A 24,121-nucleotide genomic window follows, 5' to 3' on the forward strand; every position below is an offset into this window, starting at 1 on the left:
GTCTGCAATCGGTCCATGGGCTCGTCGGAGGCCTTGATTCGCGCCACGGTGAATCGCATCAGTGCGCGCCTTGGCCACGGCTTTGCAGACGCGGCAGCGGAGTTGGCGGTATTGGCGCAAGACGCCCCGGAACGGCTGCGCCAGGAATGGGATCTGTTTCAGGACGAGGTGCGTGCCGAAGCGGAACGGATTGAACGGGGTGATCAGGTCACAGTCAGCACGGATGGGGCGTCCTCATCGGAACCGTCGGAGAACCCACAAGCGGTGATTGATCGTCTCCGGGCCACGGTGGCTGATCTGAGCCAAGCGATCGAGGCACGCCCCTGATGCTTGGACTGCTGCGCGCGCTCAGGATCTGGTGCGCTGTCCTGACGCTCCTGCTGCTGCTTTGGTGGGATGGTCAGTCCTGGACCTATCGCGGTGGTGTCACCGCCGAGCGGCGAGCTCGCCGTCAGCAACAGCGAGCTCGCTGGTTGACAGCTGAGCTGCTGTCTTTGGGTTCCGCCTTCATCAAGCTGGGGCAACTGCTCTCCGCTCGTCCAGACATCCTCCCTGCGGGTTGGGTGGCCGAACTGGCAGCGCTGCAGGACAGCGTTCCGGCGGTCAGTTTTGATCAGGTGCAGACCGTGCTCGAGCGAGAGCTTGGTCAGCGCTGTGCCGAGGTGATCGACCTCGACCCCGAACCCCTTGGCGCTGCCTCGCTGGCCCAGGTGCATCGCGCCAGCCTGCGCAGTGGCCGACAGGTGGTGCTCAAGGTGCAGCGGCCTGGGCTCGATCGCCTGTTTCGCCTTGATCTTGAGGTGATGCAGCAGGTGGCGGCTGTGCTGCAACGCAATCCCAGTTGGGGGCGTGGTCGCGATTGGCCGGCGATGGCACGGGAATGCCGACGTGTGTTGCTGCGTGAGCTCGATTTCCGCGTCGAGGCCCAATATGCAGCGCGTTTCCGTCAGCAATTTCTGGATGACGAACGGATCAGGATCCCCGGTGTGATCTGGGAGTTGAGTACGCGCCGTGTGCTCTGTCTCGACTACCTACCAGGCATCAAGGTCAACGACCGTGAGGCATTGATCGAAGCCGGTATTGATCCGGCCGCGGTGGCTGAGGTGGGCGCCGCCAGTTATCTCAAGCAGTTGGTGCGGTTTGGCTTCTTCCATGCCGACCCCCATCCCGGCAACCTCGCCGTGGCGAGTGATGGAGCGCTCATCTACTACGACTTCGGGATGATGGGCCTGTTGTCAGACGGCTTGCGTCGACGTCTGGGAGCCATGGTCCGTGCTGCTGCTGCGAGGGATTCAGCGGCATTGGTGGAGGAGATGCAGGCGGCCGGGGTGATCTCCGGCGGCATTGATGTGGGTCCGGTGCGCCGTCTCGTGCGGCTGATGCTGCAGGAGGCCCTCACTCCACCGTTCACAGCCAACGCGATCGACAAACTTTCCGGCGATCTTTACGACCTGGTGTATGGCCAGCCCTTTCGGTTGCCGGTTGAACTGATCTTTGTGATGCGGGCGTTATCCACCTTCGAGGGTGTTGGCCGCAGCCTCGATCCCGCTTTTAGCTTGGTGGCGATCGCTAAGCCTTACCTCCTTCCACTCATGACCTCCAGCGGCTCCGGCAGCAACGATCTGTTAAACGAACTCGGCCGTCAAGTCGGGGCCCTCAGCAGCCGGGCTGCGGCCTTCCCGCGACGCCTGGACGAAAGCCTGGAACGTCTGGAGCAGGGGGATCTTCAGCTTCAAGTACGGCTGGGTGAATCGGATCGACAGTTCCGCCGGATGGCGCTGGCCCAGCAATCGATTGGCCAATCGGTGTTGCTTGGATGCCTGGCTTTGGCCACAGCCATCGTTGGTGCCAGTGCACGCCCGCTCTGGTCAATTCTTCCGGCTGCTGCTGCCTTGCCGGTGGGTTTGGGCTGGTTCCGAATGCAGGTCAAGATCCGTCGTGATCAACGGTTGGAGCAGTTGCCCGGTTCCAACCGTTGAATCTTTCTTAGAGGCCGAAGATCAGGCCTTGCCGTGGGGACCTTGGCCAACAGCGCCGGCATACACGGCCTGGCTGCCCAGCTCGTCTTCGATGCGAAGCAGCTGGTTGTATTTGGCGACCCGCTCGCTGCGGCTGAGGGAGCCGGTCTTGATCTGTCCGGCGCGGGTGGCGACGGAGAGGTCGGCGATGGTGGTGTCTTCGGTTTCGCCACTGCGGTGGCTGATCACGCTGGTGTAGCCGGAGCGGCCCGCCAGGTCGATGGCCTGAAGGGTTTCGGTGAGCGAACCGATCTGGTTCACCTTGATCAGGATCGAGTTGGCCGTGGCGCTGTCGATGCCCTGCTGCAGACGCTTGGTGTTGGTGACGAACAGGTCGTCACCCACCAGCTGCACCTTGCCGCCGAGGCGTTCGGTCAGCAGCTTCCAGCCATCCCAGTCGTCTTCTGCCAGGCCGTCCTCGATCGAAACGATCGGGAATTTTTCCACCAATTGCTCGAGTTGGCCAACCATCTCGGCGCTGGTGTAGCTGCCGCCATCAAAGGCATAACGGCCGTTCTCGAAGAATTCGGTGCTGGCCACGTCCAGGGCCAGGGAGATCTGTTCGCCGGGCTTGTAGCCCGCTTTGCTGATCGCTTCCACCAGGATTTCGCCGGCTTCCACATTGCCCAGATCAGGCGCGAAGCCGCCTTCATCACCCACGGCGGTGCTCATGCCTTTGTCGCTGAGCAGTTTCTTGAGCGTGTGGAACACCTCGGTGCCCATCCGCAGTGCTTCGCGGAAGCTCGGGGCGCCGTGGGGGACCAGCATGAATTCCTGGAAGTCCAGGCTGTTGGCGGCATGGGCGCCACCGTTGATCACGTTCATCAACGGCACCGGCAGCAGGTTGGCCATCGGGCCGCCGAGATAGCGGTAGAGGGGGATCCCCAGCCCGTTGGCAGCAGCGCGGGCGGTGGCCATGCTCACCGCCAGGATCGCGTTGGCTCCCAGGTTGGATTTGTTATCGCTTCCATCCAGCTCCAGCATCGCGGCGTCCACGGCTGCCTGATCTAGGGCGGAAAGGCCACAGAGGGCTGGTGCGATCCGCTCCTCGATGTGATTCACGGCCTGCCCCACGCCCTTGCCCATATAGCGGTCGCCACCATCACGCAGTTCGTGGGCTTCGTGGGCACCGGTGCTGGCACCACTGGGGACGATGGCCCGTCCCATGGCACCTCCTTCGAGCAGCACTTCGGCTTCCACCGTTGGGTTGCCGCGGGAATCGAGCACCTCTCGGGCCACGATTGTGTCGATGACGAGGTCGAGGGAATCGATCACGTTGGGACGCACGCTTAACCCGGGGATCTTATGAGTCGCCCCTCTCTCCCCTGTTGTGACGGGTCATACCTGGCCAGAATGACGTCAGGTTCAATCTGCACGACGCTCACCCATGCGGATGCTTCACACCATGCTCCGGGTCGCTGATCTGGAGCGGTCTCTGGGCTTCTACACCGAGGTCCTGGGCATGCAGCTTCTGCGTCGAAAGGACTACCCCAGCGGCCGCTTCACCCTGGCTTTTGTTGGCTATGGGTCGGAGAAAGACCACACGGTCCTGGAACTCACCCACAACTGGGACACCGACAGCTACACCCTGGGTGATGCTTATGGGCACATCGCGCTGGGGGTGGAAGACATCCACAGCACCTGCGCCGGCATTGCCGACAAGGGTGGTCGTGTGGTGCGGGAGCCTGGTCCGATGAAGCACGGCACCACCGTCATCGCCTTTGTTGAGGATCCGGATGGCTACAAGGTGGAATTGATCGAGATGTCCTCCAAAGCTCACGCCTGAAGAACCGGATGACTTCATCGCCAGCGTTGAACGGCAGCCTCACCCATGAGCCGGATCGCTTTAGCGAAGCGGCTTGGGATCTGCTGCTGAGTGGTCAGGACGTCGCCCGTCGCTGGCGCCATGAGCAGTTGGACGTGGAGCACCTGATCCAGGTGCTGTTCACCGATCCCTCCTGCCGCCGCCTGGTGGAGCGCTTGCCCCTCCCCATCGATGCGCTCTTGGATCGCTTGGAGGATGTGCTGGCCGATCAGCCCTCTGGGCAAGGCGATGAGCTCTTCATCGGTGACGACCTGGAACAGCTGCTCGATTCGGCTGATGCCATCCGTCGGCGCTGGAATGGCGACGTCATCGATCTGCCGGAAGTGCTGATGGCCATCGGTGCGGATCAGCGGATCGGTGCTGATCTATTCGCCGGCTTTGGTCTGTCCGCGGATGCCCTGGAGCAACTGATCCGACGGGGCATGGATGATCCGGTTCTTGGAGTTCCCCTTCCACCCCAGCAGCGGCCGATGCCGCGGTCTCAGCCAGAGGTTCCGCAAGCAGCGCCCCGCCGTGAACGGGTGGCGCGAGTTTCGTCGTCCTCCCGTGAGGTGCGCGGGCCAGAGCCAGTCGCCCCCCAGCCGCCTGCCCCTGAGGCCTCTTTGGAGGGGCTACCCACGGCCCTGGAGTCCTACGGGCGGGATCTCACCGAAGAGGCGGAAGCAGGCAGCCTGGATCCGGTGATCGGTCGTGATTCTGAAATTCGCAACTTGATCAAAGTGCTCTCACGCCGGAGCAAGAACAATCCGGTGCTCATCGGTGAACCCGGTGTTGGCAAAACAGCGATTGCGGAGCTCCTGGCGCAGCGGATCGTGGCGGGTGAAGTGCCGGAGTCGCTGCAGGGTCTGCGTCTGGTATCGCTGGATCTCGGGGCTTTGATCGCCGGTGCCAAGTTCCGAGGTCAGTTCGAGGAACGCCTGCGCTCGGTGCTCGAGGAGGTGAGTGGTTCCGATTCCGGTGTGGTCTTGTTCATCGATGAGCTGCATACCGTTGTCGGTAGTGATCGCAGTAGCACCGATGCCGGCAGCCTGTTGAAGCCAGCCCTCGCCCGTGGGGATCTGCGCTGTATCGGTGCCACCACGCCGGAGGATTACAGGCTCACGGTGGAAAAGGATCCGGCCCTCAACCGCCGCTTCCAGCAGGTGGTGATCCGGGAGCCGGATCTGGAGTTGAGCCTCGAAATTTTGCGCGGATTGAAGGAGCGCTACGAGCTGCACCACGGCGTCACGATCACCGATGAGGCCATTCAGACCGCTAACCGTCTCGCCGATCGCTACATCAGCGATCGCTGCCTGCCGGACAAAGCCATTGATTTGATCGATGAGGCGGCGGCACAACTGAAGATGGAGGTCACCTCCAAGCCGCAGGTGGTGGAGGAGGCCGAGGCAGATCTCCGCCGCGTTGAACTGTCCCTGCTTGCTGCTGAGCAGGCCCCTGAAGCGGAACGGATTCAGCTCCAGCGCAACCGGCTTGAAGTGTCCACACGACTGGATGATCTGCGGCGGCGCTGGCAGGAGGAGCGCGGTCAGCTGGAGGAACTCGGCCAGCTGCTCCAGCAGGACGAAGACCTGCGTCATGCCATTGCTGAGGCTGAGCGGGATGGTGACCTCGAGGAAGCGGCCCGCCTCCAATACGACCAGCTGCACCGCTTGCAGCAGCGCCGGGATGAACTGGAGGCGTCCCAGGCGGAGGCACAGTCCGCCGGAACTGCTCTGTTGCGCGAGCAGGTGGAGGCCGGTGACATCGCGGATCTGGTGGCCCGCTGGACCGGGATCCCCGTGCAGCGGCTGTTGGCGGGCGAGCGGCGCAAACTCCTGGACCTCGACGCCCAGCTCGCTCAACGGGTGATTGGTCAGGGTGAGGCGGTGACGGCTGTTGCTGCTGCCATCCGCCGGGCCCGGGCCGGCATGAAGGATCCCCGTCGTCCGGTGGGCTCCTTCCTGTTTCTCGGGCCGACCGGCGTCGGCAAGACCGAGCTGGCGAAGGCGTTGGCGGGTTCGCTGTTTGATGAAGAGGAGGCCCTGGTTCGCCTCGACATGAGCGAGTTCATGGAGCGGAATGCCGTGGCTCGGCTGATCGGTGCTCCCCCTGGCTATGTCGGCTACGAAGAGGGGGGGCAGCTCACTGAGGCCGTGCGCCGCCGCCCTTATGCGGTGCTGCTTCTCGATGAAGTGGAGAAGGCTCATCCCGATGTGTTCAACCTGCTGCTGCAGGTGCTGGATGACGGCCGGCTCACTGATTCCCAGGGCCGCACCGTCGATTTCCGCCACACCGTGATTGTGATGACCAGCAATCTGGCCAGTCCGGCGATCCTTGAACATGCCCGCTCGGGATCCACGGATGAGTCAGGCCTGCAACAGCAGGTGGATGTAGCGCTCTCCAGTCAGTTCAGGCCTGAATTCCTCAATCGGATTGATGAGGTGATTCGGTTCCGTCCCTTGGAGGTCTCCGATCTGGTGCGGATTGTTCAGCTGCAACTGAAGGATCTCGCTGCCCTCTTGGCCGAGCAGGGTCTTGCCCTTCAGGTTGACGATGCTGTTGCCGAGGCAATGGCCCGTCAGGGCCATGAACCGGAGTACGGGGCGAGGCCCCTGCGTCGGGTGTTGCGGCGCCAGCTGGAAAATCCGCTCTCCACACTGCTGCTTGAGGAGCGCTTTGTCGGAGCTAGTGGCGTGACGGTGCGGCTGGGGGAGGCCGGCACGGATGCTCTGGTGTTCGATCCGGTGGGGGTTTGAGGGCATCCGGTAAGGTGTCTGTTTGGCGAAGTGCCTTGCGGCACCGTTGTCAACTTCCGGTCCCTTCCCCGTGACCAGCCCCATCTCTGAGGACACCACCACTTCTGACGGCTCCAAGGCCGCTGCCGATTCCACCAAATCCGGTGGTTTTCTGGCGGACACGGTTGATGAGCTGAAGCTCGTGGTTTGGCCCAGCCGCCAGCAACTGTTCAGCGAATCCATCGCTGTGATCCTGATGGTCAGCCTTTCGGCTGCCACCATCGCGGCTGTCAGTCGCTTCTTTGGGTGGGCTTCGTCCCAGGTGTTCCGCTGACTCGATATCACCTTTCTCGCCGTGCCCGAAGACCTGACCACACCGGACGCCCCTGAGGTGCTTGATCTGCCAGCCCCGAATGAGGGGGAAGATGGCACCTTGCCAGTGGAGGCTGTTGCTAACACGGCCATCGCCCGTTGGTACGCCGTTCAGGTGGCTTCCAGCTGCGAGAAGAAGGTCAAGGCCACTCTTGAGCAGCGAGCCGTCACCCTTGGGGTGAGCAACCGAATTCTTGAAATCGAGATTCCCCAGACGCCTGCCGTCAAGCTGAAGAAGGACGGTACCCGTCAGTCCACCGAGGAGAAGGTGTTCCCCGGTTATGTGCTGGTCCGGATGGTGCTGGATGAGGACACGATGATGGCGGTGCGAAGCACCCCGAACGTGATCAATTTCGTCGGTGCTGAAGACCGGCGTGCCACCGGTAAGGCCCGTGGTCACATCAAGCCTCGTCCCCTCAGTCGCTCTGAGGTGGATCGCATCTTCAAGCGCGCTGCCGAGAAGAAGACTGTCGTCAAGGTGGATCTCACCGAAGGCGATCAGATCCTGGTGACCGCTGGTCCGTTCAAGGACTTCCAGGGCGAGGTGATCGAGGTGTCCGGCGAGCGCAACAAGCTCAAGGCCCTGCTCTCCATCTTTGGTCGAGAGACCCCGGTGGAACTGGAGTTCTCTCAGATCAGCAAACAAAACTGACCTGGCGGCGGCCGTCTCCCTGCGGAGGGCGGCCTTGGGAGTGGGCAACCATTCCGCCGCACCCGACCCGAGGGTCTGGTGATCCGCAGCTGTCCAAACCCCCCAGCCGATGGCCAAGAAAGTCGTAGCTGTGATCAAGCTGGCCCTAGATGCCGGCAAAGCCAACCCCGCGCCGCCGGTGGGCCCTGCCCTCGGTCAGCACGGTGTGAACATCATGATGTTCTGCAAGGAGTACAACGCTCGGACGCAGGACAAAGCCGGTTATGTGATTCCGGTGGAGATCTCGGTCTTTGAAGACCGCAGCTTCACCTTCATTACCAAGACGCCTCCGGCGTCGGTGCTGATCACCAAGGCCGCGAAGATCCAAAAGGGATCCGGTGAGTCCTCCAAGGGCAGTGTTGGATCGATTACTCGTGCTCAGCTCGAGGAAATCGCCAAGACCAAGCTCCCCGACCTCAACTGCACCAGCGTTGAGTCCGCCATGCGGATCATCGAAGGTACCGCCCGCAACATGGGCGTTTCCGTCAGCGACTGACCTCGCTGCATCGCTTCTCCAACCCATTCGGGGGAGGCATCACTGATGTCGTCTGAACCCCACCACTGAACATGCCCAAAATCTCCAAGCGCCTGGCCAGCATGGCCGGCAAGATCGAGGACCGTGCCTACGCACCACTCGAGGCGATTGCCCTGGTCAAGGACAACGCCAACGCGAAATTCGACGAGACGATGGAGGCCCATGTGCGCCTCGGCATCGATCCGAAGTACACCGACCAGCAGCTGCGCACCACCGTGGCTCTGCCCAATGGCACCGGTCAGACCGTGCGCATCGCCGTGGTCACCCGCGGTGAGAAGGTTGCTGAAGCCAAAGCCGCCGGTGCTGAACTCGCCGGTGAAGAAGATCTGGTGGAAAGCATCAGCAAGGGCGAAATGGATTTCGACCTGTTGATCGCTACCCCCGACATGATGCCCAAGGTGGCCAAGCTGGGTCGGGTCCTTGGTCCCCGTGGCTTGATGCCCAACCCCAAGGCAGGCACCGTCACGACGGACATTGAGGCCGCGATCAAGGAATTCAAGGCCGGCAAACTGGAATTCCGTGCCGACCGCACCGGCATTGTCCACGTCCGTTTCGGCAAGGCCAGCTTCAGCGCCGATGCCCTGCTGCAGAACCTCAAGACCCTGCAGGAGACCATCGACCGCAACAAGCCCAGCGGTGCCAAAGGCCGTTACTGGAAGTCCCTGTATGTGACCTCCACCATGGGTCCTTCCGTTGAAGTCGATTTCTCTGCTCTGCAGGACATCGAGCAGGGGAGCTGATCAGGCTCTCCTCTACACTTAACGATTGGCGTAAGCCAAATCGGGCACGCGCCCGGCCAGAGACAGCAGGACGTCCCTGGGCATGACTCCAGTCATTCCCGTCGATGTAATCCCTGCCGAGGCAGACGCGACACGGTTTTGTCCCATTCAGGATTGGATCGGCACGCGGCCTCGTCTTCCTTGCGAAGACTCGATCGGCCGCGTGCCCAGCTTGTTCCTTTGATCCGATCCAATCCCTATGGGCCGCACGCTGGAGAACAAGCAGCAGATCGTCGGAGAGCTCAAAGAGCTCCTCGCCGACGCCGAACTGGCACTTGTCCTTGATTTCAAGGGCCTGTCCATCAAGGAAATGTCTGACCTGCGGGATCGTCTGCGGGCCAGCGACAGCGTTTGCAAGGTGACCAAAAACACCTTGATGCGCCGTGCCATTGATGGCGACAGCAACTGGGCCAGCCTCGATTCCCTGCTGACCGGAACCAACGCCTTCGTCCTGGTGAAGGGCGATGTTGGTGCCGGTGTGAAGGCCGTTCAGACCTTCCAGAAGGAACTCAAGAAGTCCGAGACCAAGGGCGGCCTTTTCGAAGGCAAGCTCCTGTCTCAGGATGAGATCAAAGCCATTGCCGATCTCCCCTCCAAGGAGCAGCTCATGGCTCAGATCGCCGGTGCCATCAACGCCGTGGCCACGAAGGTCGCTGTGGGCATCAACGAGGTTCCCTCTGGTATGGCCAGGGCACTCAAGCAGCACGCCGAAGGCGGCGAAGGCTGATTCGGCTCTGCCGAGACCACTGTTCATTGATCTGTTGCTTCCCCTTTCAAAACCATGTCTGCAAAAACCGACGAAATTCTCGAATCGCTGAAATCCCTCTCCCTGCTTGAAGCTTCCGAGCTGGTCAAGCAGATCGAAGAGGCCTTCGGTGTGTCTGCCGCAGCATCTGCTGGTGTTGTGATGGCTGCCCCTGGCGCTGCTGGTGGCGGTGGCGAGGCCGCTGAAGAGAAGACCGAATTCGATGTGATCCTCGAAGGCTTCGACGCCTCCGCCAAGATCAAGGTCCTCAAGGCTGTCCGTGAGGCAACCGGTCTGGGCCTGGGCGACGCCAAGGCTCTTGTTGAGGCTGCTCCCAAGGCCGTCAAGGAAGGTGTCTCCAAGGAAGACGCCGAGGCTGCCAAGAAGGCCATCGAAGAAGCAGGCGGCAAGGTCACCCTCAAGTGATCTCCTTGGGAGGGGCTTGTCCCTCTCCTCCCTGTTTTCAGTGATCCACCGGTCCTTTCGAGGACCGGTTTTTTTGTGTCTATTTCCTGCCAACAAAAAAGCCCCGCCAAAGGCGGAGCTTTTTTCGAGAGGAACACGTTCAGGAGTCTGTCCTTGTTTCGACCCTGAAGAGGCGTTCGGCACTCCTCACACAAGAGCAAATTAAGGGCAGGAATTCCGTTGTCAGCCTCTGTCTGGTCGCCCTCTCAACTGGCACTGTGACGGTCGGTCCTCAACGGCGGTAAGGGATTACCTGCAGGCGGATCGGAGCATTGCTGGCGAGGCGTGTCGTTCGTCGGCGTGTTGCTCGTTGGTGTGTTGTTCGTGAGGCGGGCAAAGGCGGTGGTGCGATCGGCGGCATTGGGGTTCCCAGTCGGCTGAAACCTGAGCGTTGGCCGTGGCTGCTGGCCAGCACCAGCAGCCGGTTCACCGGTTCCTGGTGGGCGAGATACAGGTGGTTCAGCAGGCGTCCTTGGTAGACACGGCGTTCCAAGGCCCAGCCTGGCTCAAGCTGCAGCCGTACAAACCCATTGAGATCGCGTCTGGGAATTCGGGCCTGACCCACCAGGAGCGGTGCCCGTTGCTGGGGGTCGAGGGCCTCGAGCCTCAGCGATGCTCCAGATTGCTTGAGCCGGAAGCGGAAGCGGGTTCCAAGGTCTTGGCCACCGCTGCGCAGCGAGTAGCCATTGCTGTCCAGGTAGCGCTTGCAGATGCCGCTGAAGTTGAAGCGATTCAGGCTGGGCTCCACCAGTCCGTCCTGGCGTGCCCTCCAGCAGCGCGGGTGGGCCTTGATCTGTTCCAGCACCAGCAGTTTCCACTGGGCCCTGCCAATCGGTTGGGCGAGAACAGCAAAGCGCTCCTGCGGGATGGCAGCGCTGTCAAACAACGATCGTGCTGCGCCCTCCTGCGGCAGGCCAGCGGTCAGGAGCCCCACGGCAGTCAGACCGGCAGCCCGCAGGTAGGTTCGGCTCATCCACGGTGACGCCAGAAACCGTGTTGTACCGAACAGTGTTGGGACTGATCAATGGCGGAAGGACGGGGACGGGTCGTGGCTGCAGCGACGGATGGTGCCTGCAGCGGCAACCCAGGTCCGGGAGGTTGGGGCGCGTTGCTGCGTTTCGAAGACGGCAGTGTCGAGGAATTCGGTGGTCATGCCCCCGACACCACCAACAACCGCATGGAACTGCAGGCGGCATTGGAGGTGTTGCAACGGCTTGAGCAGCTGCCCCGTCATCCAGATCTCACCCTGCGCACCGACAGCAAATATCTGATTGATGGCCTGGGCTCCTGGATCAAAGGCTGGAAGCGCAAAGGCTGGAAAACGGCTGCGGGTAAACCCGTCCTGAACCAGGACCTCTGGAAGGCCCTGGATGCCGCCCGATTGGACGATGTCCCTCTGAGCTACGTCAAAGGCCACAGCGGTGATCCAGACAATGAACGGGTGGATCGCATTGCTGTGGCGTTCTCCCATAACGCCCAGCCGGCCTTGGCTCGGAAGCAGGGAGTAACCCAGGCCGTACCAGAGGCCCCATCCGAGGTTGCCCCCAAGCCTCTGCTGCAGCTGTTGTCACGCTTGGAGCTGGCCGATCGGTTGGCGCAGGGTGGCTTCAGCCTGTCGTTGTTGGAGCTGGCGCAGCTGGTGGAACAGCCGATCAAACAGCTGGAAACCAAGCGGGAGAGCTGGATCTGGAGGGATTGGACTGTCCAGCCTCAGCCGGAGGGCCGCTGGACCCTGCAACGTCGCGAGGCAGGATCAGAACAGTCCTGAGCCCGAGCATGTCGCCGTCCCCTTCGGCCGGACCGCTCAGCAGCGGTGCCTTTTACCAGCGTTGGCTGGGTCCGGTGTTGGCGCGGGACGACGGCCTGGATGCTGAACAGCTGTCGCGTACTGCCCTCACGGCGCTGGGCCAGGCCAGCCTGCGGCGTCGTTGGCCAGGGGTGTCCACGGTGCTGGATGGCGTGGCGGCTGATCTGCAACGGCGTGATCTGCGCCTTGAACAGGTGTTGTTTGGCTGCCGTTTTCCCAATCCGGTGGGCTTGGCGGCGGGATTCGATAAGAACGGTGTGGCGGCCGGCATCTGGGATCGCTTCGGCTTTGGCTTTGCCGAAGTGGGCACGGTCACCTGGCATAGCCAGCCGGGCAACCCCAAACCACGCCTCTTCCGTCTAGCGGAGGAACAGGCCGCGTTGAACCGGATGGGCTTCAACAACGACGGTGCCAAGGCGCTGTTGCAAACCCTGGAACGCCAACGCTTGGATCCGCCCGGCCGACGGCCAGCGGTGCTGGGGATCAATGTCGGCAAATCCAAGATCACCGCCCTGGAGCAGGCGCCGGACGACTACGCCTCTTCCCTGGAGTTGTTGTCGCCATTGGCGGACTACGCGGTGATCAACGTCAGCTCCCCCAACACCCCCGGATTGCGGGACCTGCAGGACACCGTCCAGTTGCGGCGGCTTGTGGAACGGTTGCGCCGGCTGCCGGCCTGCCCGCCCTTACTCGTGAAAATCGCTCCGGATCTGGATGATGAGTCGATTGATGCCATTGCACGTCTGGCCTTTGAGGAGGGGTTGGCTGGCGTGATCGCGGTCAACACCAGTCTCAATCGGTTGGGCCTGGAGCAACGGCGGCTTCCGCAGACCGGGCGCACCCTGGCGGAGGAGGCTGGTGGCCTTAGCGGTGCCCCCCTGCGTCATCGGGCCCAGGAGGTGATCCGACGCTTGCGGGCCAGTGCGGGGCCTGCGCTGCCGTTAATCGGTGTGGGTGGGATTGATTCTCCGCAAGTGGCCTGGGAGCGCATCACTGCAGGGGCCTCCCTGGTGCAGCTCTACACCGGCTGGATTTTTCAGGGGCCTGATCTGGTGCCGCGGATTCTGGAAGGTCTGCTGCTGCAGTTGGACCGCCACGGCCTCCGCAACATCGCTGAGGCGTCAGGAAGTGGCTTGCCCTGGCAGGACTGAACTCGATGCTTTAACAGCAGCTCACCTGCTCGATGTTGCGCCCTTAAATGTCTCTGAGAGGGAGTGATTCAAGCGGGCCATCGTCGATAGCATCAAGCCAGTGGGAAGCATTGTGTGCCACTGCCTGCTCTTGGTGAGCTGCCTCAACTCACGGCATTGAGCCTGGCTTGGCGACGGCTGGTGGATGTCAAGCCGGTTTTGATCGCGGTGAACAACAGAGGCTTGGTCTGTTGTTGGGATCAGGGTGGCCGTTGGCAGCAATGCGTTGTGGCCTGGCCCGATGGTGTGTGTCTTGATGGTGTGCCGCTGCAACGGGAAGCCGTTGGCGAGTTGATCGCTGATCTGATCTTTGATTGCGATTGTCCAGGCGCCGAACTCGTTCTTTGCCTCCCTTTGGACGCTGCTTCCTGGTGCGTGGTGGACGGCTATGGAGCGGATGGCTCGCCACGCCTTTTGCCCCAGTCATTGCAGGCTGTTGAGTTGCCGTTTGATTTGGCGGAGACCTACATCACATCGTGCCCGGTGCAGGACGCTTTAGCAGTGGTGGGTGTGCCGCGGTCGTTGATTCAGGGCTGGAGCGAGGTTGCTGCACTGGCGGACCTACCGCTGAGGCGCGTTGATTGGTCGCTGATGGCCGCTCAGCGGGCCTTGCTTCAGCTCACGCAGGCGTGGGATGGCGATTTGGCCTGGTTTGTGCTGGAAGAGAAGAGCTTGCATTTGGTGTTGTTCCGCGAAGGGGTCCCTGAGGTTGACCATGCACTAGAGAACCTCGACCTTCTGGCCTGCCAGCGCGAGATTCGGGTCTGTGTTGCTGCCTGGCAGGCCCGTGCGGCTTCGCCGCCAGCCCTTGGGTGGTGGTTGTCGGTGCCGACCGAACAGGTCGATGACTGGAGGCCCCTGGTGGATGGGGCAGTTGGGGAGTGCTGTTTGAACCAGCCTTTACCCACATGGGCCGAACCATCGGATCAGGCAGATGCTGCTGAGGTGCCGTCAGCTCTGCAGCAGTTGGCGCTGCTGGCGCTGCACCAGGAGGAGCGATGACGTCGCGTCAACACTGGCCCAAACCGGATTTGTTGCAGCAACACCGGCTCGAGCTCGGCTTGCCGCTTCAATGGGCACCGGTTTCGTCGCTGCTCTCCCTTGTTTTGAAGGGTGGTATCGCTGGGCTTGTGCTGGTGATGTTGGCCGTGCTCACCCTGTTGGGACTCCAGCATCGTCGGCAGGTGGTGCAGGCCGAGATCGATGCACTTCATCCCGTGGAGAAGCGTGTTGGTGATGCCAAGGCACGGCTTAGCGCCATGACGTCGCGCCGATCCACCTTGGAGCAGCAGACGCAATCCATCGCCGAACAGTTGGTGGCGGTGCGCTCAGGGTCGGCGTTGTTGGAGCAATTACGACAGGTCACGCCTCAGGGCGTGCGCCTTGTGTCGGTCGACGCCAACCCATCCAAGTTGCTGATCAAGGGGGAATCGCAAGGGTCGGATGCCTTCGAACGCATCAATGCCTTGGATCTCAACCTTGAGGCACTGCCAGAGATGCTCCTTGATGGAACAACCGTTGTGAAAGCAGTGGCCGTCCAGAAGGGACGGATTGCCTTCACCCTCGAGGCCAAGCTCGATCCAGCCATGAAGCCCACGCCAGCCCATTTGCGTGGTCTGGGCGCTGAGGGTTTGGCTCGGCGCTTGGAGTTACTGCAAGGCGAGGGGTTGTTGCCATGACCAATCTGTTAACGACGCCACGCCAGCCATGGCTGACGCGGGGACGGTTGTTGGTGGGTCTTCCCCTTGGACTAGGTGTTGTGGTGAGTGCTGCTGTTGTGCTGCTGGCAGTGAGGCCTCTCCTCCAAACAGTGCAAGGTTTGGAGGAGAGGCGAGACACCTTGCTGGGCCTTCAGCGCAGCCTTCCTGTTTTGGAACGCCAGCTCACCCAAGCTGAGGCTGAACTGCGGATGGCCGAAGAGAAGCAGGCTCTCTTGGTGGGGTTGTTGGCTGGCCGTGAGAAGGTTCAGACCTTTCTGGCCCTGTTGAATCAGCAAGCTTTGGCGTCTGGTGTTCGGATCCAGCGCTACGAACCGCTGAAAACAGCAGCGCCTACACCGGCATCTGAGCAAAGGCAATCCCGGCGGAACAACAACCGATCAAACGAGAAGGAGAAGGCCCAACTACCGCAAGATCCATTGCAAGCGCTTGGCTATCGCAAGTCATCCGTTGCCCTTGAAGTGAGCGGTCCGTTCGGCGGATTGCAAACTTTCTTGCAACGGATGGAAGCGCTGGAGTTGCTGGTTGAAAGCAGTGATCTCGCGCTCAAGAGTGTGGTTGGAAAAAAAGATGCCGAGCCTGTTATGGCTGCGGCTGCCCGTACGCAGCTCACTTTGAAGTTGAGTTTCTATGACTTGGCTTCAATGCCCGATGTGTCTCTAACGAGTGCCTCTATGTCATCCCCGTCATGAGGCTGGTGCGTGGTGATGGCGATCGATACCATTCGCGCAGACCTCGTGGGTTGACAGAAGTTTCTAGTGATCAAGTCCTCCACGACGCGTGTTTTGTCCGGTCTGTTAGCGCTGGGTGTTGCCTCGGCTGCGCTGGACGGAGTGGTGTTAGCACCATCGGCCCTGGCGCGCTCGACGTCTGGGGTTGAACTTCGTCTGCGTCGCTCCCCAGGACGGGTTGATGTGGTGATCGCTGGCCTTGGCACTGAAGTCCGTGCGGTGAGTCAAAACCAGTCGGATGGTCTTTGGTCTGCGCGGCTGACGGGTGTGTACCTCGGTGATCGTCCGTTTACGCCGCAGCAACAGGTGATTTCATCATCAGAGCTGCTCAGCGTGCGATTGGAACCGCTGGATTCAGATCTTCAGTTGATTGTGAAGGCCCGGATGGGAAAACGGGTGCCCACACCCACCATTGGATCCAATGGTGAGTCGTTGGTGGTGAGTTTTGCTGGTTTGAAAGGGTCAGGTATGCGATCCAGTGGTCGCTTGGATTTGCGTCGTCCCGGTCGCGTGGTCCAACCCGTGATGGCTCCACCAATGCGTCCTCGCGCTGTAGCACCACCACTTGGTGACATGGCCGTTGGAACGATGTTGATCAACAACCGCAGTTTTGTGAAGGCCAGTGGACCGCCAGTCTCCCTCACGCTGAATAATGCGCCGGCCAAGGATGCCTTGATGTCGTTGGCTCGCCTCGGTGGGTTTGGTTTTGTTTTTGTGGGTGATGGCGACACCCCATCTGATGCTGACAGCAGTGAATACCCTGTCTCAATGGCGTTTCGCAATGAGCGTTACGACCGTGCTTTGAACAGTGTTCTGATGGCCTCAGGGTTGCAGGGGCGGTTGGATGGAAACACGTTGCTGGTGGGGACCGCTGTCTCCGCGAAAAGCTTTGGTCCGCAGATGTCCAAAGTATTCCGGATGAACCAAGTTGATGTTGAGTCGGCAAGTCAATATCTTGGGAATCTTGGGGCTGTGATGAACTCACCATCTCAAGGTGATAGTGACTCTTCTGTTGCGAGCTACAGCTCCGGGTACGGGCCGTTGATTGGTTTGACTGGGACCGCTGATTCGCGTTTAAATACGATTACGTTGGTTGGGGATCCTAAGTTAATCAGTGTTGCCCAGAATTATCTCAGGCAAATTGACCTACGCAAAAGGCAAGTTGCAGTCAAGGTGCAAATCCTAAGCGTTGATCTAGATAATAACAAGTCCGTAAATACAAGCTTTTCCTCCCGAATTGGTGATAAGTTTATTGTTAGTGAAAATGGAAATGCTTATATAAATTTTGGGAAGTATAAGCCAAGTTCAGCAAGCGGAACTGGTGTCTATTCTGGGGATTCAGGCTATTTGCAGCCAGGCGTTTATGATACCAATACAGAGATAGGGCCTATGAAGAGATTTGTCAGACCTTTTGTTGCAAGGCAGGTTCGTGTTGAGACCAAGGATGAAGATGGAAATATCACATACAGCCTTGAAGATTATATCAATGAAAGTGGAGAAAAAGAGTATATCAGAGATCCCAACCCTGATAGCTTAGCCGAAAAAGAAATGATAGATGAAAAGAGTGGTTTAAAGCTGTACGAGAAAGTGAATGACAATGAGCGTTATCGACAGCCAGACAATTCATTCTATGCGTATCTTAATTCGGTGATTGTGTCATCGAGTGCTAAGACCTTGGCGCAGCCAACCCTTCTGGTGCAAGAGGGTGAGCAGGCAAAAGTTGAAGCTGGCGAAAGCGTTATAACTGGCAGAACTACAACTGAAACGTCAAATAATTCCACTGAGTTTACGTTTACAAGAGAAAATGCGGGCCTCGTTTTGGACTTAAAAGTTTCCAGAATAGATGATAATGGTTTCATTACAATGGAGGTTAATCCTCAAATTTCTGTTCCGGTTGGTGCAGGAAACCAAGGAGGTGTACCCATCTTTAATCTATCTGGTCGTAAATTGCAGTCTGGCAGTATTCGCCTAAGAGACCGGCAAACATTGATCCTTACCGGAGTCATACAAGAATCTGATAGGCAACAAGCGCAGAAGTGGCCCATCCTTGGAGATTTGCCGATTGTTGGTCAGCTTTTCCGTAGCAGTTCTTCCACCCGTCAAAAGACTGAGCTTGTCATTGTCGTAACGCCCACCGTTTTAGACGATGACAATGGAGGTTCCTATGGCTATGGCTACCGACCCGGTACGCCAGCAGGTCGCGAGTTGATTCAGGCTGGCACGTAGGTCATGGCAGCATTGGCATCAGTGCTTTCAGTGCGATGGGTGCAATGGCTTGTGCTGTTGATAGTGCGCTACTGAGCAATACTGATCCAATTCCATTGCCACTTTGTACCCCAGTTTTGTTTGTCGTGTCGTAAACAAGTTGGCTGGCTTCCTTCAGCTGATCTGCTTTAACCATGTCGCCTTGTTCTGCAAACAGCTGTCCGGCATGAGCCAAATCGCGTGAAGCGAGATCATCCTTACCTTGTTCACCACGGCTGAGCCCTCGCGCTACCCAGCTCAGTGGTTCCTCTGGAGCAGCTTTGATCGCAGCGTTGAAGAGTTGTTCAGCTGCGGGCCACCGACCAGCCTGTGCTGCATTAACTCCTGCATTGTGAAGTCCGGCGTGGCTCCGAGCCCCTTGGCTGACTCCTCGGGCTCCATCCCAGTGGCTTTGATCCAGGGCCTTTGGGTCTAGCAGTGCACCGGTGAGATCCGTCCGGCGTAGATCGGTACCGATGAGGCGGCTGTTGCGCAGATCAGTACCGCGCAATGAGGCGCCCTGGAGGCTGGTGAAACTGAGGTCACTGCCGCTGAGATCAGCACCATCGAGCCTTGCCTGACTCAAGTTCGCACGCTGCAGATGAGCACCGTTGAGGTCTGCATCGCGCAGATCGGCATGCGTAAGGTCAACATCGTTGAGTTGGCAGGACCGGCACTGGCGGCTTTCCAGTAGTTGGATCAAATGCTCCTCATTGCCGGCAATGGCAGGACCGGCACCCCAAAAACAAGTGGCACTCAGAGCGAATGCCAGTGGCCTCATGGAACCCATGCGATAGAGACCTCAATCGCTTTGTTGTATCGATCGCAAGCTCACTTGTCGATCTGACTTAGGCGGCAATTGTGTCGTTGTCTGTTTCCAGGCTCGCTAGCAGTTCCGCCGCGATGGCTTGCTTCAACTCTCGCTCGGCAAGACATTTCCGATTCTTGCTGCGCAGAGCGGGGATCTTCAGGCGTAAACGTGCTGTTGGTTCGTTTATGTCCCCTTGCTCGGTCTCAATCAGGCGCATGAGGTCCACAACGGCAACCCAGCGGGTGGGTGCCTTAGTTCGACAAAATGAGGGGCGGAAGACAGGTACGCCTCCGCCGTGATTGGCGACGGCCTCAAATTCCCCCGCAATGGCTTTGCGGAAGCGCACTACTGCTGCTGGGTTGTTCTGAAACCAGATCCGGTCGTCGCGCACAGCGGGATGCATGGCTCCTAACAACTCCTTGGATTATGCGGTTGTTGGCAAGCCTGGGTTAGTTCCTGCTCAAATCGCGGAGGGCTGCATCGATGCTTGATTTGAAGGTGCTCCAAGGCAAGGCTCCTTCGATAATTTTCCCGTCCAGGCTGCCGTTGCTTTGGGTGGGGCCGATGACGAAGGTGGGTGTGGCGTTGATGTTGTGCAGCGATGCTTCCGAGCGGTTGGCGTTGATTACCGCCACGGTTGCCTTGCGTTCCATGCAGCTCTGCAGGGCGGGTGTGTCGAGCTGTTCTTCGGTAGCGATGGTGAGGACGCCTTTGCAGCTCAGGCAATTTTGCTGGTTGAACAGGGCCGAATACATGTCCCAATAGCGGTTCTGCTCCCCGGCACAGCGTGCTGCTGCTGCTGCTGGCAGGGCTTGGGGGTGAATGGGCAGAGGGAGATCTTTGTGGACGAAGCGCACCAGCCCGGTGTCGATGTACTGGCTCTTGAGTTTTGGGAACACTTGTTCGTGAAAGCGACGGCAGTAGCTGCACTCGAAATCACTGAATTCCACGAAGGTGAGTGGTGCGCTGGCGTTCCCTAAAGCCGGTTCCCCCTTCAGCAACAACGGACTGGTGAGTGCGGGGCTTGGTCGAGCTTGTGGCTTGCTTGGTGGAGTGAGGCCCCGTTCCTGCACCCCCTGTACGACGACGGTGCTGCCGATGCCAAGGGCCACGCCTGTCAGAAACCCGAGCATGCTGCGATGCGGAATCTGCATACCGCTTTTGCTGATGCGATTAATGGCGTCATCTTGATGGCATTGGCATGTAGTTGCCGATTGAATGGCACCAGTGGATGGGAGGTGAGGTTTGAGCGTGGGGGCCTGGCTCGATCTCGATCTACTGCGTCAGCGCCGCGAGCGCTTTGGGTTGGAACGCCCAAAGGTGATTCCTGTTCGAGAGCTTCTTTGGCGCGGTGCTCTCATCGGTGCTGTTATGCCGCTTCTGTTTCTGTTAGTGGTGCTTTTCCTTGTTGTGCAGGACCGTCATCTGGCGCAGCGTCAGAGAAGCTTGGAGCCGATTGCTGCAGAGCACGATCGTGTGGATCAGGCCTTGGTTGAAGCCACAAAATTGCTGGAGAAAAGTCGCTCGTCGAATGCAGCAATTGCCAAGGCCATGGCTGATGTTCGTTCCAGCTCTGCCGTTTTGGCAGAAGTCCGTCGCCTGGTGCCTGCAACGATCGTTCTTAATCGCATTGTGCAAAAGGGCAATGATTTGGAGATCAGTGGCTCGGCAGAGCAGCTCAACGGTCTGCGGTTGGTCAATGCTTTGCTCCTTCGATTGTCGGCTTCAGGGTTCTTTGCGCCGAAGCGGGTGGAGCTTTTGAAAGCTGATGTCAGGAGGCAAGCTGAGCAAGCGTCGGTTCTGTTCAGCTTGCGCGCAGGTTTTGCAGCTGATGCCGGATTAGCGATGCGTACCTCTCTCCCGTTGCTCGGGGCGGAGGGCATGGCACGCCGTATGGAGGTGTTGGTGCAGGAGGGTTTGGTCAAGTGACTAACTTTCAGGCAGATCGGAAAAGTTCCGCTGCGGCCTGGCTGACGCCTGAAAGAGCGGTTGTTGTGGTTCCCCTCCTGGCCGGTCTGGCTTTCGCTGCGACGTTGGCATCCGCTGTGATCACGCCGCAAATGGTTCAGCTGCGTGAACGTCAAGAACTGGTTGACATACTCCAGCGAAAAAGTGAAGCTCTCCCAGGCTTGGTGCAAGTCCTGGATCAGCGTCGTCGTGATCAAGCGGAGGTAACGGCTCAGCAGCAACGCCTTCTGGCTTTGATTGCCGGAACCGCAGAGCTGGAAACCTTCCTCGCGCAGCTCAATGATTTGGCGGACAGGCACCAAGTGGTAATTACCACAACAAAACCTGGGGCCGTTGAGAGAGCTCCTGTGCGTGCTGCTTCGTCTGATGCATCTGCCGCTGAGGATCCTGCTGTTGGCGATCCTCTTTTAAGGCAGGGTTTGGAGAAGCGTTCTGCTCAGATTCGGGTGGAAGGATCGTTTGTTCAGGTGCTGGCTTTTCTGCAGGCCTTGGAAAAACTGGAGGTTTTCGTCGTTACTGATGATTTGTCGGTGTTGGCAGCCCCTGCATTGGAAGATGAGGCCATGACAGTGAGGCTTGGCTTGACACTTTTGGCTTATGGGGAAGTCAATTCCAGTTGAGTCAGTGATCCACCTCATCCCATTTTACTTAAGATCTCTTAGGCATTGTTCTTGAAGCTATGGTTTATCTCTATGCCGCGTTGGGTGTGGTGATGATGACAGGCATCATGGCTGTTGTTGAGATGGGCTTGTCGTTGACAGGGCAGTCTTTGTTCTTGAAGCCCGATGATCCGTATCGGCAGAATTTTATAACCAATGCTGTTGGTAAGCGCGATCAGCAAATGCTGAGACTGTTGCATGATAAAGATGATCTTGATTTTATTGGGCGTTCACTACAGAGTGCCCAGCTCTGTGATCAATTGTTATGTCGAAGTTCTCTGGCTGGGGCCGCGTATTGCCGATCTGCTACTACTTTAGTTCCTGCAAATGTTGTTGCCAATGATGCTGCAGAACGTTTGCCAGAGCTTGCTGAATTAACACGCGCTGGTGTGTCACCACATGCAGATGGTTTTTTGGCCAATGCTTGCGCACTGCAGGTCGGGACGCATCGTTTGTTGGTTCAGCCGGATCCAATCCCAGAGGATTCGCAAATTCCCTACCGCTTGTTTTCATGTGTCTTGAGTGGCGACGAGTCTAGATGCGATTTCGAGTCCAATTAGCTGAGATCAAATCATGGTGGACGCTGTCGTTGGAGCTGTGATCATGGTGGTGGCTGCAACATCGCTTTTATTGGCCGTTGAAGTCGTTGAAGATGGATTTAGGGCGGCAGGGCGATATCCAATTAAAGAGCCCGAAGAGCGAGATTTACTCTTCGACTTAGAGGCGTCGCTGAAGTCATTAAATCGAGATCCATCTTTGATTGAAGCTGTTAAAAAGATGAGGGAAGATCCAGAGGAGTTTGAACGAAAAATTTTAAATGTATTGCCTAAGGATTTTAATGGGCTTGAGTAGATGAAAAGTAAAATTACGGATCGCAATTTTCCGCTTTCTTCCGGAATGTCGATTTTGGAGCTTCTTCTTGCGATCACCATGATTATGGTTTTTACTGGTGTTGTAGTGGCAGTGATGGAGGTCACCCTGCGCTTTATGGGTGAAGCTGAATGCCCTGTGGATGTGGTGGATGGTGAGCGTCGCTGCAATGATGGGGAAACTGAGGATATTGCGAATGGTACCTTGATTGATCGGCAGAGTATTGAGGTTTTATTCGATAAAGTGGAGCAAGTTTTGGTGCAGCCGGGAATTAATAGCTTACGTATCAAGTCTATTTCGGGAAAAAACGAGTGCACCGATACAGCATCGATATCTCCTTGGCGCGATGAGCTCCCTGAGCTTCCATCTTTGACGCTTCCTCGTGGATATCACTTTTGCTTGTGGCCGATCGGTGCTCCTGCTCTTGAGGAGGCATCCATGGTTGAACTGGTTGGTACGAACAGTTCGGCCATGCCTGGTCTTTATGCCCTTCAGGCCTTGCCGACCAAGTTGAACGCGTCCACCCTTCCAGTACGTCGCCTTATCTGCAGACCCCGTCCTTTTTGCTGAAACGATGACGACAACACCACTTGTTGGCAATACTTTTTTTGGCCTTGATGTCAGTCAGCTGGGCTCACAGTTGATGTCGTTTCGGCGACGGCTTTCCAAGCGGTTGTTGTTGTTGGAGTTCAGTGCGTCGGGCTTGCGTTACGCCGAAGCGGCTCCATCCCTGGATGGGATTCATTTCAGCCACGTTAGTCGGGTGGCGTTGCCGGAAGAAGCTCTCGATCGTGGCGTACCCAGTGATCCCGCCACGATGGCTTCATTGATCAAAGTGCTTTGCCAAGAAAAAGGGATTCCTGCCCATCGTGCCGCAGTTGTTCTTTCTCCCGATATTGCTTATCAGCGCACTATTGAACTGCCTCCTGATCTCACTGTGGAGGAAGCACGGGCTTATCTCCTGGCCCCGACTAATGATGTTCCTTTGCCTTTCCCGTTGGAGCAGACGGATTATGATTTGTACCCTTTGCCTCGTAAACACGGCTCTCCCTCGCAGCCTTATTTGCTGATTGCGATTCCTCAAACATTGATTGATCGTGTGATAAGTTTGTTGGATGAGGCTGACTTTGAGCTTCAGGCGCTTGAGCTTGGCCCCTTTAGTTTGTTGCGCTTTGTGGCGGATGAATTAATTGGTTTGTGTGATTCAGATTTGCACCTTGTTTTGGAGTTGCTGCCCGACTGCTCGCAGTTATGTGTTGTGAGCTCCAGCGGTCCGGTCAGATTTGAGCGCTTGTCTGCTATCCGGGATTTTCCAGATCCAGATCTTGATGATGTGCAGCGTAAGGACGCCCTAGAAGCTGGCTTGTCAGCAGAAGAGATCACGCTGAAAGATGAGCGTTATTTGCCCATTTCGGAGTTGGACTTGCGTGCTGTACTTCGTGATGTGAAAGCTGTGATCTCGGATCTTACGGGCGAAATTGATTCAACAGTGGTGCGTGGGCTGAGTCTCAGTGGCATCAACAGCGCCCATCCCCTGATTAAAGATTTTTTCCAGGAAGCGTTGGGCTGTGATGTAAAAATAATCAAGCCTGTTCTAATGCCGAGGGTTTCTGGTTTCAGTCCAGATGATCTTTTGGTTCAGTCGGGGCTCGCTCGGTTGATCGGCTTGGGTTTGAGCTTTCTGCCTCGGGAACAGTTGTTATCTTGCCATTTGCCGGAGATTTCTTCACCATCGCCATTGACTCCTCTTCCATCTCTGGCTGTCGAAGCAATCATTGATCCTCATGAGCTGCAAAGCACTCCAGCGATGGATCCCTTAGATGTTGAGGTCACGCAGTTTTCACAACTTGACCTTGCCAATGCTGATCTTGATGGCTTAATGACGAAAGTGGCTCTCCAGGCAGCGGAGGAAAGTGTTATTGAGGACGAAGTAGTTAGTGAAGGGGAGGAGGAGTGGCCGAGTTTAGGATTGGAGTTGG

General features: G+C 58.3%; 27 protein-coding genes. 22 read left to right on the forward strand and 5 right to left on the reverse strand.

Annotated features, from left to right (window positions below):
* The first annotated feature begins 15 nt into the window (after nt 1-15).
* Nucleotides 16-327, forward strand: coding sequence for a hypothetical protein (locus Q3Y53_RS02660; RefSeq protein ID WP_226424561.1), 312 nt, complete (start codon nt 16-18; stop codon nt 325-327).
* Nucleotides 327-1,979, forward strand: a complete 1,653-nt coding sequence (locus tag Q3Y53_RS02665) for an AarF/ABC1/UbiB kinase family protein (RefSeq protein WP_303532500.1) — start codon at nt 327-329, stop codon at nt 1,977-1,979. The genes Q3Y53_RS02660 and Q3Y53_RS02665 overlap by 1 nt, the downstream gene beginning before the upstream one ends.
* 21 nt (nt 1,980-2,000) lie before the next feature.
* Here the strand turns inward: Q3Y53_RS02665 and eno are convergent, their stop codons facing one another.
* Nucleotides 2,001-3,293, reverse strand: a complete 1,293-nt coding sequence (gene eno / locus Q3Y53_RS02670; protein ID WP_226424559.1) for a phosphopyruvate hydratase — start codon at nt 3,291-3,293, stop codon at nt 2,001-2,003.
* 112 nt (nt 3,294-3,405) lie between these two features.
* Here eno and gloA point away from each other — a divergent pair, with 112 nt between their 5' ends.
* From gloA to rplL, 8 genes are all read left to right on the forward strand, one after another.
* Nucleotides 3,406-3,804: a lactoylglutathione lyase gene (gene gloA, locus Q3Y53_RS02675; RefSeq protein ID WP_011365402.1), complete on the forward strand. Its 399-nt coding sequence runs from the start codon at nt 3,406-3,408 to the stop codon at nt 3,802-3,804.
* An 8-nt stretch (nt 3,805-3,812) separates the two neighbouring features.
* The gene (locus Q3Y53_RS02680; RefSeq protein ID WP_303532503.1) at nt 3,813-6,578 is read left to right on the forward strand and encodes an ATP-dependent Clp protease ATP-binding subunit; all 2,766 of its coding nucleotides are present in this window, start codon (nt 3,813-3,815) and stop codon (nt 6,576-6,578) included.
* A gap of 70 nt (nt 6,579-6,648) precedes the next feature.
* On the forward strand, nt 6,649-6,891 hold the full coding sequence (gene secE, locus Q3Y53_RS02685) for a preprotein translocase subunit SecE (RefSeq protein WP_006850159.1): 243 nt from the start codon (nt 6,649-6,651) through the stop codon (nt 6,889-6,891).
* 21 nt (nt 6,892-6,912) lie between these two features.
* A complete protein-coding gene (gene nusG / locus Q3Y53_RS02690; RefSeq protein WP_226424557.1) occupies nt 6,913-7,581 on the forward strand; it encodes a transcription termination/antitermination protein NusG in 669 nt (222 codons plus the stop codon).
* Nucleotides 7,582-7,690: 109 nt separating this feature from the next.
* Nucleotides 7,691-8,116 carry a 50S ribosomal protein L11 gene (rplK, locus tag Q3Y53_RS02695; protein WP_226424556.1) on the forward strand — a complete coding sequence of 142 codons (426 nt, stop codon included), beginning with the start codon at nt 7,691-7,693 and terminating at the stop codon, nt 8,114-8,116.
* A gap of 71 nt (nt 8,117-8,187) precedes the next feature.
* Nucleotides 8,188-8,895 (forward strand): 50S ribosomal protein L1, encoded by a 708-nt coding sequence (gene rplA / locus Q3Y53_RS02700; protein WP_226400888.1) that lies wholly within the window; start codon nt 8,188-8,190, stop codon nt 8,893-8,895.
* 238 nt (nt 8,896-9,133) lie between these two features.
* Entirely contained in the window at nt 9,134-9,661 is a 528-nt protein-coding gene (gene rplJ / locus Q3Y53_RS02705) for a 50S ribosomal protein L10 (RefSeq protein ID WP_006851480.1), read from the forward strand.
* Nucleotides 9,662-9,715: 54 nt separating this feature from the next.
* On the forward strand, nt 9,716-10,105 hold the full coding sequence (rplL, locus tag Q3Y53_RS02710; RefSeq protein ID WP_226424555.1) for a 50S ribosomal protein L7/L12: 390 nt from the start codon (nt 9,716-9,718) through the stop codon (nt 10,103-10,105).
* A gap of 271 nt (nt 10,106-10,376) precedes the next feature.
* Here the strand turns inward: rplL and Q3Y53_RS02715 are convergent, their stop codons facing one another.
* Nucleotides 10,377-11,117 carry a DUF3747 domain-containing protein gene (locus tag Q3Y53_RS02715; protein WP_303532520.1) on the reverse strand — a complete coding sequence of 247 codons (741 nt, stop codon included), beginning with the start codon at nt 11,115-11,117 and terminating at the stop codon, nt 10,377-10,379.
* A gap of 51 nt (nt 11,118-11,168) precedes the next feature.
* Between Q3Y53_RS02715 and rnhA the strand changes: the two genes are divergently transcribed.
* The 6 genes from rnhA to Q3Y53_RS02745 all read left to right on the forward strand — a co-directional run bounded on the left by rnhA (nt 11,169) and on the right by Q3Y53_RS02745 (nt 17,816).
* Nucleotides 11,169-11,912: a ribonuclease HI gene (gene rnhA, locus Q3Y53_RS02720; protein ID WP_303532522.1), complete on the forward strand. Its 744-nt coding sequence runs from the start codon at nt 11,169-11,171 to the stop codon at nt 11,910-11,912.
* A gap of 8 nt (nt 11,913-11,920) precedes the next feature.
* Complete coding sequence (locus Q3Y53_RS02725) at nt 11,921-13,102, forward strand: quinone-dependent dihydroorotate dehydrogenase (protein ID WP_303532524.1); 1,182 nt, start codon at nt 11,921-11,923, stop codon at nt 13,100-13,102.
* A 114-nt stretch (nt 13,103-13,216) separates the two neighbouring features.
* Nucleotides 13,217-14,143 (forward strand): hypothetical protein, encoded by a 927-nt coding sequence (locus Q3Y53_RS02730; protein ID WP_303532526.1) that lies wholly within the window; start codon nt 13,217-13,219, stop codon nt 14,141-14,143.
* Nucleotides 14,140-14,820: a PilN domain-containing protein gene (locus tag Q3Y53_RS02735; protein WP_303532527.1), complete on the forward strand. Its 681-nt coding sequence runs from the start codon at nt 14,140-14,142 to the stop codon at nt 14,818-14,820. Before Q3Y53_RS02730 ends, Q3Y53_RS02735 begins: the two co-directional genes overlap by 4 nt.
* The gene (locus tag Q3Y53_RS02740; protein WP_303532528.1) at nt 14,817-15,551 is read left to right on the forward strand and encodes a hypothetical protein; all 735 of its coding nucleotides are present in this window, start codon (nt 14,817-14,819) and stop codon (nt 15,549-15,551) included. The genes Q3Y53_RS02735 and Q3Y53_RS02740 overlap by 4 nt, the downstream gene beginning before the upstream one ends.
* Before the next feature lie 93 nt (nt 15,552-15,644).
* Nucleotides 15,645-17,816, forward strand: a complete 2,172-nt coding sequence (locus Q3Y53_RS02745) for a type II secretion system protein GspD (protein ID WP_303532530.1) — start codon at nt 15,645-15,647, stop codon at nt 17,814-17,816.
* 1 nt (nt 17,817) lies between these two features.
* On the opposite strand, the gene Q3Y53_RS02750 is transcribed toward Q3Y53_RS02745, so the two are convergent.
* The 3 genes from Q3Y53_RS02750 to Q3Y53_RS02760 all read right to left on the reverse strand — a co-directional run bounded on the left by Q3Y53_RS02750 (nt 17,818) and on the right by Q3Y53_RS02760 (nt 19,778).
* Entirely contained in the window at nt 17,818-18,615 is a 798-nt protein-coding gene (locus Q3Y53_RS02750; protein ID WP_303532533.1) for a pentapeptide repeat-containing protein, read from the reverse strand.
* Between the two features lie 67 nt (nt 18,616-18,682).
* The gene (locus Q3Y53_RS02755) at nt 18,683-19,048 is read right to left on the reverse strand and encodes a hypothetical protein (protein WP_303532538.1); all 366 of its coding nucleotides are present in this window, start codon (nt 19,046-19,048) and stop codon (nt 18,683-18,685) included.
* Between the two features lie 46 nt (nt 19,049-19,094).
* On the reverse strand, nt 19,095-19,778 hold the full coding sequence (locus Q3Y53_RS02760) for a thioredoxin domain-containing protein (protein WP_303532541.1): 684 nt from the start codon (nt 19,776-19,778) through the stop codon (nt 19,095-19,097).
* A 118-nt stretch (nt 19,779-19,896) separates the two neighbouring features.
* Between Q3Y53_RS02760 and Q3Y53_RS02765 the strand changes: the two genes are divergently transcribed.
* From Q3Y53_RS02765 to Q3Y53_RS02790, 6 genes are all read left to right on the forward strand, one after another.
* Nucleotides 19,897-20,574 carry a PilN domain-containing protein gene (locus Q3Y53_RS02765; RefSeq protein WP_303532544.1) on the forward strand — a complete coding sequence of 226 codons (678 nt, stop codon included), beginning with the start codon at nt 19,897-19,899 and terminating at the stop codon, nt 20,572-20,574.
* Nucleotides 20,575-20,705: 131 nt separating this feature from the next.
* The gene (locus tag Q3Y53_RS02770) at nt 20,706-21,233 is read left to right on the forward strand and encodes a hypothetical protein (RefSeq protein ID WP_303532547.1); all 528 of its coding nucleotides are present in this window, start codon (nt 20,706-20,708) and stop codon (nt 21,231-21,233) included.
* A 59-nt stretch (nt 21,234-21,292) separates the two neighbouring features.
* On the forward strand, nt 21,293-21,832 hold the full coding sequence (locus Q3Y53_RS02775) for a hypothetical protein (RefSeq protein WP_303532549.1): 540 nt from the start codon (nt 21,293-21,295) through the stop codon (nt 21,830-21,832).
* Nucleotides 21,833-21,845: 13 nt separating this feature from the next.
* Complete coding sequence (locus Q3Y53_RS02780) at nt 21,846-22,124, forward strand: hypothetical protein (RefSeq protein ID WP_303532552.1); 279 nt, start codon at nt 21,846-21,848, stop codon at nt 22,122-22,124.
* Nucleotides 22,125-22,712 carry a hypothetical protein gene (locus Q3Y53_RS02785; RefSeq protein ID WP_303532554.1) on the forward strand — a complete coding sequence of 196 codons (588 nt, stop codon included), beginning with the start codon at nt 22,125-22,127 and terminating at the stop codon, nt 22,710-22,712. It abuts the gene before it with no gap.
* A gap of 4 nt (nt 22,713-22,716) precedes the next feature.
* The coding region (locus Q3Y53_RS02790) for a hypothetical protein (RefSeq protein ID WP_303532555.1) at nt 22,717-24,121 on the forward strand (1,405 nt) is incomplete at its 3' end.

The organism is Synechococcus sp. YX-04-1, from assembly GCF_030546365.1.
GTDB lineage: Bacteria > Cyanobacteriota > Cyanobacteriia > PCC-6307 > Cyanobiaceae > Parasynechococcus.

Bases quoted from the DNA above. Each gene is read 5' to 3' on its own strand.
- Q3Y53_RS02735 (WP_303532527.1), top strand. From the start codon at position 14,140: ATGACGTCGCGTCAACACTGGCCCAAACCGGATTTGTTGCAGCAACAC.
- Q3Y53_RS02725 (WP_303532524.1), top strand. From the start codon at position 11,921: ATGTCGCCGTCCCCTTCGGCCGGACCGCTCAGCAGCGGTGCCTTTTAC.
- Q3Y53_RS02740 (WP_303532528.1), top strand. From the start codon at position 14,817: ATGACCAATCTGTTAACGACGCCACGCCAGCCATGGCTGACGCGGGGA.
- Q3Y53_RS02660 (WP_226424561.1), top strand. From the start codon at position 16: ATGGGCTCGTCGGAGGCCTTGATTCGCGCCACGGTGAATCGCATCAGT.
- Q3Y53_RS02760 (WP_303532541.1), bottom strand. From the start codon at position 19,778: ATGCTCGGGTTTCTGACAGGCGTGGCCCTTGGCATCGGCAGCACCGTC.
- rnhA (WP_303532522.1), top strand. From the start codon at position 11,169: ATGGCGGAAGGACGGGGACGGGTCGTGGCTGCAGCGACGGATGGTGCC.
- Q3Y53_RS02785 (WP_303532554.1), top strand. From the start codon at position 22,125: ATGAAAAGTAAAATTACGGATCGCAATTTTCCGCTTTCTTCCGGAATG.
- Q3Y53_RS02775 (WP_303532549.1), top strand. From the start codon at position 21,293: ATGGTTTATCTCTATGCCGCGTTGGGTGTGGTGATGATGACAGGCATC.
- rplK (WP_226424556.1), top strand. From the start codon at position 7,691: ATGGCCAAGAAAGTCGTAGCTGTGATCAAGCTGGCCCTAGATGCCGGC.
- rplJ (WP_006851480.1), top strand. From the start codon at position 9,134: ATGGGCCGCACGCTGGAGAACAAGCAGCAGATCGTCGGAGAGCTCAAA.
- gloA (WP_011365402.1), top strand. From the start codon at position 3,406: ATGCGGATGCTTCACACCATGCTCCGGGTCGCTGATCTGGAGCGGTCT.
- rplA (WP_226400888.1), top strand. From the start codon at position 8,188: ATGCCCAAAATCTCCAAGCGCCTGGCCAGCATGGCCGGCAAGATCGAG.
- Q3Y53_RS02770 (WP_303532547.1), top strand. From the start codon at position 20,706: ATGGTTCAGCTGCGTGAACGTCAAGAACTGGTTGACATACTCCAGCGA.
- Q3Y53_RS02750 (WP_303532533.1), bottom strand. From the start codon at position 18,615: ATGAGGCCACTGGCATTCGCTCTGAGTGCCACTTGTTTTTGGGGTGCC.
- Q3Y53_RS02680 (WP_303532503.1), top strand. From the start codon at position 3,813: ATGACTTCATCGCCAGCGTTGAACGGCAGCCTCACCCATGAGCCGGAT.
- Q3Y53_RS02755 (WP_303532538.1), bottom strand. From the start codon at position 19,048: ATGCATCCCGCTGTGCGCGACGACCGGATCTGGTTTCAGAACAACCCA.
- Q3Y53_RS02715 (WP_303532520.1), bottom strand. From the start codon at position 11,117: ATGAGCCGAACCTACCTGCGGGCTGCCGGTCTGACTGCCGTGGGGCTC.
- rplL (WP_226424555.1), top strand. From the start codon at position 9,716: ATGTCTGCAAAAACCGACGAAATTCTCGAATCGCTGAAATCCCTCTCC.
- Q3Y53_RS02665 (WP_303532500.1), top strand. From the start codon at position 327: ATGCTTGGACTGCTGCGCGCGCTCAGGATCTGGTGCGCTGTCCTGACG.
- Q3Y53_RS02780 (WP_303532552.1), top strand. From the start codon at position 21,846: ATGGTGGACGCTGTCGTTGGAGCTGTGATCATGGTGGTGGCTGCAACA.